Raw genomic sequence first — 6,391 nt, 5'->3', positions numbered from 1 at the left:
GCCTCCCGCCGGCCCACCGGCAGCGCCCGCCACAGGCGGCCGACGAGGTCGGCGAGGCCGCCCGGCAGCAGGATGATGATGGCCACGAAGGCCGTCCCCAGGAGGAGCTGCCAGAGGAACGGCAGGTCGCCCGAGAGGTTCGCCGCGAGGTAGTCGATCGCGATGGTGCCGAGCACCGGGCCGAGCAGCGTGCCGCGGCCGCCGAGCGCCACCCAGATGACCAGCTCGGTGCCGAACAGGAAGCCGGCATTCTCGGGCGCGACCACCCCCGAGGCGTTGGCGAACAGGAAGCCGGCGAGCCCCGCGATCCCGGCGAGCGCGGCGGTCAGCCGGATCTGCAGGCGCCGCGGGTTGAGGCCGAGATAGGCGCAGCGCGCCTCGTTGTCCCGGAGCGCCACGAGGGCACGGCCGGCATCGGCCCGGACCAGGATCCAGGCCGCCAGCGTGACGGCGATCAGGAACAGCGCCGCGAGGCGGAAATAGCCCTCGATCTCGAAGGGCAGCACGTCGAAGCCGACGAGGCCGCTGCTGGAGCCGGTCCATTCCCCGCCCGAGTAGATGAGCTGCACCACGACGATCGGGACGACCAGCGAGATCACCGAGGCGTAGAGCGGTGTCGAGCGGTGGTAGAAGGACAGCCAGCCGACCGCGAGGCCGAGGAGCGCCGGCACGACGAGCGACGCCGCGACCGCCGCGGCGATCCCCAGCGGCGTCGCCCCGTAGGCGGCGAGGATCATCGCGGTGGCGTAGGCGCCGACGCCGAAGAACGCCGCCTGCCCGAAGGTCAGGATCCCCGCGAAGCCCCAGAGCAGGTCCACCGTGACGGCCAGCACCGCGTAGATCATCGAGCGGGTCAGGACGTTGACCGCGAAGGTGTCGAGGAACAGCGGCGCGATCCAGAGGGCCAGCGCCGCCAGGGCCGCGACCACGAAGGGCGCGGCGCGGGACATGCGGCGTCCGCGGGGCGCCGCGGCGGCGCGCTCGGCGACGGGCAGGGTCTCAAGCACGGGAGAAACCTTTCGGGCTGATCCGCAGCACGAGGGCGGCCAGCACCGCGACGGCGATGCTGCCCAGGATCGGGCTCACGAAGGTGCTGATCAGGACCTGCGCGGCCCCGAAGACGAGGCAGGCCGCCGCGAGCGCCAGGTACGAGGCGTCGGCGACCATCACCAGCATGAAGGCGCCGATCAGCCAGGAGACGCCCATGTTCGGGTCGACGCTGGTGAGCGGCGTCAGCAGGACGCCGGCGAGGCCCGCGAAGCCGGCGCCGAGCATGAACACGACGAGGCGCACGCGGCCCGTGTCGATGCCGAGGCTGCGCGCCAGGGTCTCGTTCATGATCACCGCCCGAGCCGAGAGGCCGAGCCGGGTCCGCTCGATGGTCAGCGCGAACAGCGTGCCGATCGCCAGGGCGATGCCGAGCGCGACGAGCCGGTAGGCGGAGTAGTCGACGCCGAGGATCTCGACGGTGCCGGCGTAGAGGTTCGGGGTGAGCTGGACGTCCCGGCCGAAGGCCAGGGTGATGAGCTGCCCGATCACGATGCCGAGCCCCCAGGTGGCGAGGATCGCGTCCAGCGGCCGCCGGTAGAGCGGGCGGATGATGAAGTGCTCGGCGAGGCCGCCCAACGCCGCGCCGACCGCGAAGGCCAGCGGCAGGGCCAGCCACGGATTGAGCCCGAGCCTGGCGGTCACCACCGCGCAGTAGGCGCCGACCGTCAGCCACGCCCCGTGGGCGAAGTTGATGATCTTGAGCACGCCGAAGATCGCCAGGAGGCCGATCGCGACGATGAACAGGATCGCCGCCGTGGTCAGGATATCGAGGGTGAGCAGCATCGGGGATTCCGTGTGCGCGTGTCGTCGCGGGCTGAGGGAGGCATGTGGCGGGTGACGACGGTCCCCTCCCCCTCTGCGGGCTTGCCGAGTCACGTATCGACCGCGGCACCGCGGCTTCCGGACCGGGCGCGGGTCCCCTCTCCCGTGCGGGAGAGGGACTGGGTGAGGGGTGTGACCTCTCCGGAGAAGTCTCGTCCAAGACAGCGCGACGACGGCGCGCTCGATCCAGGAGCGTCTAATCCCTCACCCCAACCCTCTCCCGCACGGGAGAGGGGGCACGTGGCGCTCCGTGATCGACGTCGGCGCGAGACGGGTGGATATCGTCACCCGGGAGGGCAAGGCCTCGTGCCCCGCCCCTCATTGCAGCTTCGGGCACTGCGCGCCGGGATCGACGTCCTTGAAGCTCCCGGCGACCTTCACGGTGCCGTCCTTCTGGATCTGGCCGAGATACATGGTCAGCGGCGCGTGGTGCTGCTTGCTCATGGTGATCGTGCCCCGCGGCCCCGTGAAGCTCACGGTCGGCAGCGCCTCCAGCACCTTGGCGGTCTCGGTCCCGCCCGCCTTCTCGACGGCGGCCTTGTAGAGGTAGATCGCCTCGTATTCCGGCACCGAGAGGTCGTTCGGGGTGCGCAGCTCCGCGCCGAACTTCTTCTGCATCGCCGCCAGGAAGGCCTTGTTCTCCGCGCTGTCGATCCCGGTGACGTAGGAAGCCGAGAGGTAGACGCCCTCGGCGTCCGCGCCCATGCTCTTGGCCGTCCCCTCGTCCAGGGCGAGGTTGGCGAAGGGCAGCGTCACACCCGCGCCGCGCAGCTGCTTGGTCAGCGTCACGTTCGGCGCGCCGCCCGCGGTCGAGGTGATCAGCGCGTCGGGCTTGGCCTCCTTCAGCTTGGAGATGATCGCCGTCCAGTCGCTCCCGTCCATCGGCAGGTATTCCTCGCCCAGAACCTTGCCGCCGGTCTTCTCGACGTAGCTCTTGGCGAAGCCCAGCATGCCGCGACCGAAGGCGTAGTCGCTGCCGATCAGGAAGTAGGTCTTGGCGCCCTTCGCCTTGAAGGCGTCCACCACCGGCGGAACCTGCTGCTCCGGCACCCAGGCGTCCACGAACATGTTCTTGTTGCAGGAATGGCCCTCGTAGAACGAGGTGTAGATGTACGGCACCTTGCCCTTGGTGACGGCGGGCAGTCCGGCGTTGCGGGCCGCGCTCGTCTCCATCGAGATCAGGACGTCGACCTTCTTCTGGTAGATCAGGCTGTCGAAGGCCTTCTGGGCGCCGGCCGCCCCGGAGGCGTCGTCGGCCACTTCCAGGGCGAGCTTACGACCGAGGACGCCGCCCTTGGCGTTGATCTCCTCGACAGCGAGTTCGGCCGACTGCACCACCGAGGGCGCCACGACGCTGTTGGCACCCGACAGGCCGATCGGGATGCCGATGACGATCGGCTTGGAATCGGCGGCCTGCGCGGCCGTGGCGGCGAGGGCGAGCGCCGTGGCGCCGACGAGGGACCATTTCACCATGAACGAGCTCCTTGGGACGGACGGGGGCGGATACGGATCGCGGATCAGCCGTAGATGTCGGTGCGGCGGTCGCGCAGCAGGGAATTGTGCGTGTTCAGGTCCTTGCGGCCGGCCTCGGCGAGGTCGACCAGCGCCGAGAGGGTCTCGGTGCGGTCCCGGCTCGCCGGGCCGGCGAGCGGCCAGCCCTTGGGGCCGATGATCAGGCTCTGGCCCTCGAAGGGTTGGCCGCGCTCGATCCCGACCCGGTCGGCGCAGGCGATGAAGATGCCGTTCGAATGGGCCGCCGCGCGGTGCAGGGTGTTGGCCATGGCGGCCTCGCCCGCGGGCTGGTCGGGCATCGGCACCCAGTTGGTCGGGATGCAGACGATCTCGGCGCCGCCGAGCGCCAGCTGCCGGAAGGTCTCGGGGAACCAGCCGTCGTAGCAGATCGCGACGCCGACCTTGCCGAGCGCCGTTTCGAAGACCGGGAAGCCGAGGTCACCCTTGGCGAAGAACACGTTCTCCTGGTCCCAGAGATGCGCCTTGCGGTAGGTGCCGATGTAGCCCTCAGGCCCGACGATCACGGCGGCGTTGTAGAGGACGTCGCCGGCGGATTCGGCGATCCCCGCCACGACGTGCACGCCGAGTTCCGCGGCGAGCGCCGCCCAGGCCCGGGTGGTCGGCCCGTCCGGTACCGGCTCGGCGAGCGCGGCGGCCTCCGCGGCGGAGTCGAACACGTAGCCGGTGCTGGCGAGTTCCGGCAGCACGATCAGCCGGCCGCCCTCCGCGGCGGCGGCGCGGACGAGATCCGACGCACGGGCCATATTGGCCGCAACTTCGCCGATCTGCGGCTCGAACTGGATACAGGAGACCCGTATCGGTGGGCGCGCGGAACCGTTCGCTTGGATCATGAAAGCTCCAAAACGCAAAAAGCCCCTGGGCACGGACGCAATCGTCCGCGAACCAGAGGCTTCAAAGCCGTGATGTAGTGCAGCAATCCTGCTGCGGGGCAACCTTGCCCGGTTAGACTACGATACGCGCCCCGGTACGGACTGCAAGACCATAAATGCGGCAGGCTGCTGCGATCAGGTCTTTTCCGCCAACGCGATGCGCAGGCCGAGACCGCTCATCGCCTCGTGGGCCGAGACCACGCTCTCGGCGACGCTCGACATCGGCACGCGGGCGGCGGTGGCCCGGTCCCGGAGCAGCTTGTAGGCGGCGTCCTCGTCGATCCGGTTCAGGTCCACGAGCAGCCGGACCGCCTTCTCGACGGTGCGGCGGCCCTTCATGGTCTCCTCCAGCCGGTTGATCTTGCTGGTGAGCCGGCCCTCGTAGCCGCGCCGGTAGCGGGCCAGGGCGAACTGGGTCAGCACGCCCCGCGGATGGAGCGGCTTGTTGAGCACGCCGTGGGCGTTGACGTCGGCGATCGCCTTCAGGGAGGTCGGGCTCTCGTAGGCCACGATGGCGATCACGGCGGGCTCCAGCGCCTCGATCGACGGCAGCAGGTGCATCACCTGGGCGTCGTCGAGCTGGATGAACAGGGTATCGATGTCGGCCGGCAGGGCGGCGGGCGGCGGCCACGCCAGGGACACCGCGCAGCCGAGGCGGCGGAGCTGCTCCAGCAGCGCGGCGCCCTCCTCGTCCTTGGGGTGGATGACGAGGGCGCGGGCGCGCCGCAGGTCGTCCAGGATCTTGCGGGCGGGGGCGGTCACGCGGCGAGCCCCTCCTCCAGCCAGTTCGTCTCGAACCGGGACCACGCGAGATAGGGATCGGGCCGCACAGGCCGCCGCGCCCGCCAGACCACGTCGAACTGACCGTCCGCGCGGGCGACGCCGATGCCGGGGGTGAGCCAGATGTGGCGGGTCTCGCCGTCGAAGGCGAGGTCGCCCTCCGGCGCCGCGAGGCGCTGCCGCAGGGCCGCCGCGCCGAGGCGCTCGGCGTCGAGGGTGCCGGCCTCCGTGAGTGCCCGGGCGAAGAGATGGACCTGCGCGTAGGCGGTCTCCGACCACATGCTGGTGGGGCGCTCGGGCCCGAACCGGGCCTGGAAGGCGGCGACGAAGCGCCGGTTCTCCTCGCTTGCGAGCGACCCGAAATACGGGGCCGCCAGGACGTGGCCGGTGCAGTGCTCGGGGCCGATCGCGTGGATCTGGCCCTCCGCCAGGGTCAGGYTGGCGATCGGGCAGCGGGCGCGGTCGATGCCGGATTCCGCGTAGGCGCGGTAGAGCCGCTCGGCCCCGCGCCCCACCACGGTGGAGAAGACCGCGTCCGGCGCGGCGTCGCGGATCGCCGCGATCATGGCGGCGTGGGCCGCGTCATCCGCGTCGAGGGCCGCGTACAGCTCGCCCACGATGGTCCCGCCCTTCGCCTCGATCAGGTCGCGCATGACCCGGTTCGATTCCCGCGGGTAGATGTAGTCGGACCCGATCAGGAAGATCCGCCGCCCCTGCTCCTGCAGGAGGTAGTCGGCCAGGGCGAAGACGTTCTGGTTGAGGGTCGCGCCGGTGTAGATGATGTTCTCCGAGTACTCGAAGCCCTCGTAGATCGACGGGTACCAGAGCAGGCCGTTGTGCCGCTCCATGGTGGACAGCACCGACTTCCGGCTCGCCGAGAGCGAGCAGCCGAACACCACCTCGACCCCGTCCTCGGCGAGCATCCGCCGGGCCAGGGTGCGGTAGGCGTCGATGTCGCCGGCGGGATCGTAGCAGACCGGCTCGATCGGGCGGCCGAGCACGCCGCCGGCCGTGTTGATCTCCTCGATGGCGAGGGCTGTGCCGAGGAAGTGCTCGGTCTCGGTGACGCCGCTCACCCCGCTGCGGGAGAACAGGACGCCGACCCGCCACGTCGCTTCATCCTTGGCCGCCATGGTCCCCCCGGGCTCGCCGCAGGCGCCCGGACGGCTGCGCGCCCCGCTGTCCTAGCCGAGGGAGGACCCGCCGCGAAAGCCGTTCCCCGGGCCGCCGGGGGCGGACCCGGGGGGAAAGGGGGCAACGCCGCGTCCCGCGGGTCCGGCCGCCCTCACCCGGCGGCCGGACCCGCCGTCCGCGCCGGCCGGCTCACGAACCGGGAG

At 71.0% G+C, this 6,391-nt stretch carries 6 protein-coding genes; all 6 read right to left on the bottom strand.

What is annotated here, in order from left to right; translation table 11 throughout:
* Positions 1 to 950: branched-chain amino acid ABC transporter permease (locus tag AC1DXK_RS29705; RefSeq protein WP_477299625.1), on the bottom strand; the 950-nt coding region annotated here is incomplete at its 3' end.
* 49 nt (positions 951 to 999) lie between these two features.
* On the bottom strand, positions 1,000 to 1,833 hold the full coding sequence (locus AC1DXK_RS29700; RefSeq protein WP_457107494.1) for a branched-chain amino acid ABC transporter permease: 834 nt from the start codon (positions 1,831 to 1,833) through the stop codon (positions 1,000 to 1,002).
* 357 nt (positions 1,834 to 2,190) lie between these two features.
* Positions 2,191 to 3,345, bottom strand: coding sequence for a substrate-binding protein (locus AC1DXK_RS29695; RefSeq protein ID WP_457107493.1), 1,155 nt, complete (start codon positions 3,343 to 3,345; stop codon positions 2,191 to 2,193).
* Positions 3,346 to 3,389: 44 nt separating this feature from the next.
* A complete protein-coding gene (locus tag AC1DXK_RS29690) occupies positions 3,390 to 4,235 on the bottom strand; it encodes a nitrilase family protein (protein WP_457107492.1) in 846 nt (281 codons plus the stop codon).
* A 174-nt stretch (positions 4,236 to 4,409) separates the two neighbouring features.
* Positions 4,410 to 5,036, bottom strand: a complete 627-nt coding sequence (locus AC1DXK_RS29685) for an ANTAR domain-containing response regulator (protein ID WP_457107491.1) — start codon at positions 5,034 to 5,036, stop codon at positions 4,410 to 4,412.
* Positions 5,033 to 6,187, bottom strand: a complete 1,155-nt coding sequence (locus AC1DXK_RS29680; protein WP_477299624.1) for a transporter substrate-binding domain-containing protein — start codon at positions 6,185 to 6,187, stop codon at positions 5,033 to 5,035. The genes AC1DXK_RS29685 and AC1DXK_RS29680 overlap by 4 nt, the downstream gene beginning before the upstream one ends.
* Positions 6,188 to 6,391: the final 204 nt, after the last annotated feature.

Source organism: Methylobacterium sp. P3_A11 (genome assembly GCF_056403155.1).
The sequence above is the reverse complement of the archived record's forward strand: the minus strand, read 5'-3'. Positions and strand labels throughout refer to the sequence as shown.

What these genes read in the sequence shown, in the direction of transcription:
- AC1DXK_RS29700 (WP_457107494.1), bottom strand. Translation starts at nt 1,833, where the DNA reads ATGCTGCTCACCCTCGATATCCTGACCACGGCGGCGATCCTGTTCATC.
- AC1DXK_RS29695 (WP_457107493.1), bottom strand. Translation starts at nt 3,345, where the DNA reads ATGGTGAAATGGTCCCTCGTCGGCGCCACGGCGCTCGCCCTCGCCGCC.
- AC1DXK_RS29690 (WP_457107492.1), bottom strand. Translation starts at nt 4,235, where the DNA reads ATGATCCAAGCGAACGGTTCCGCGCGCCCACCGATACGGGTCTCCTGT.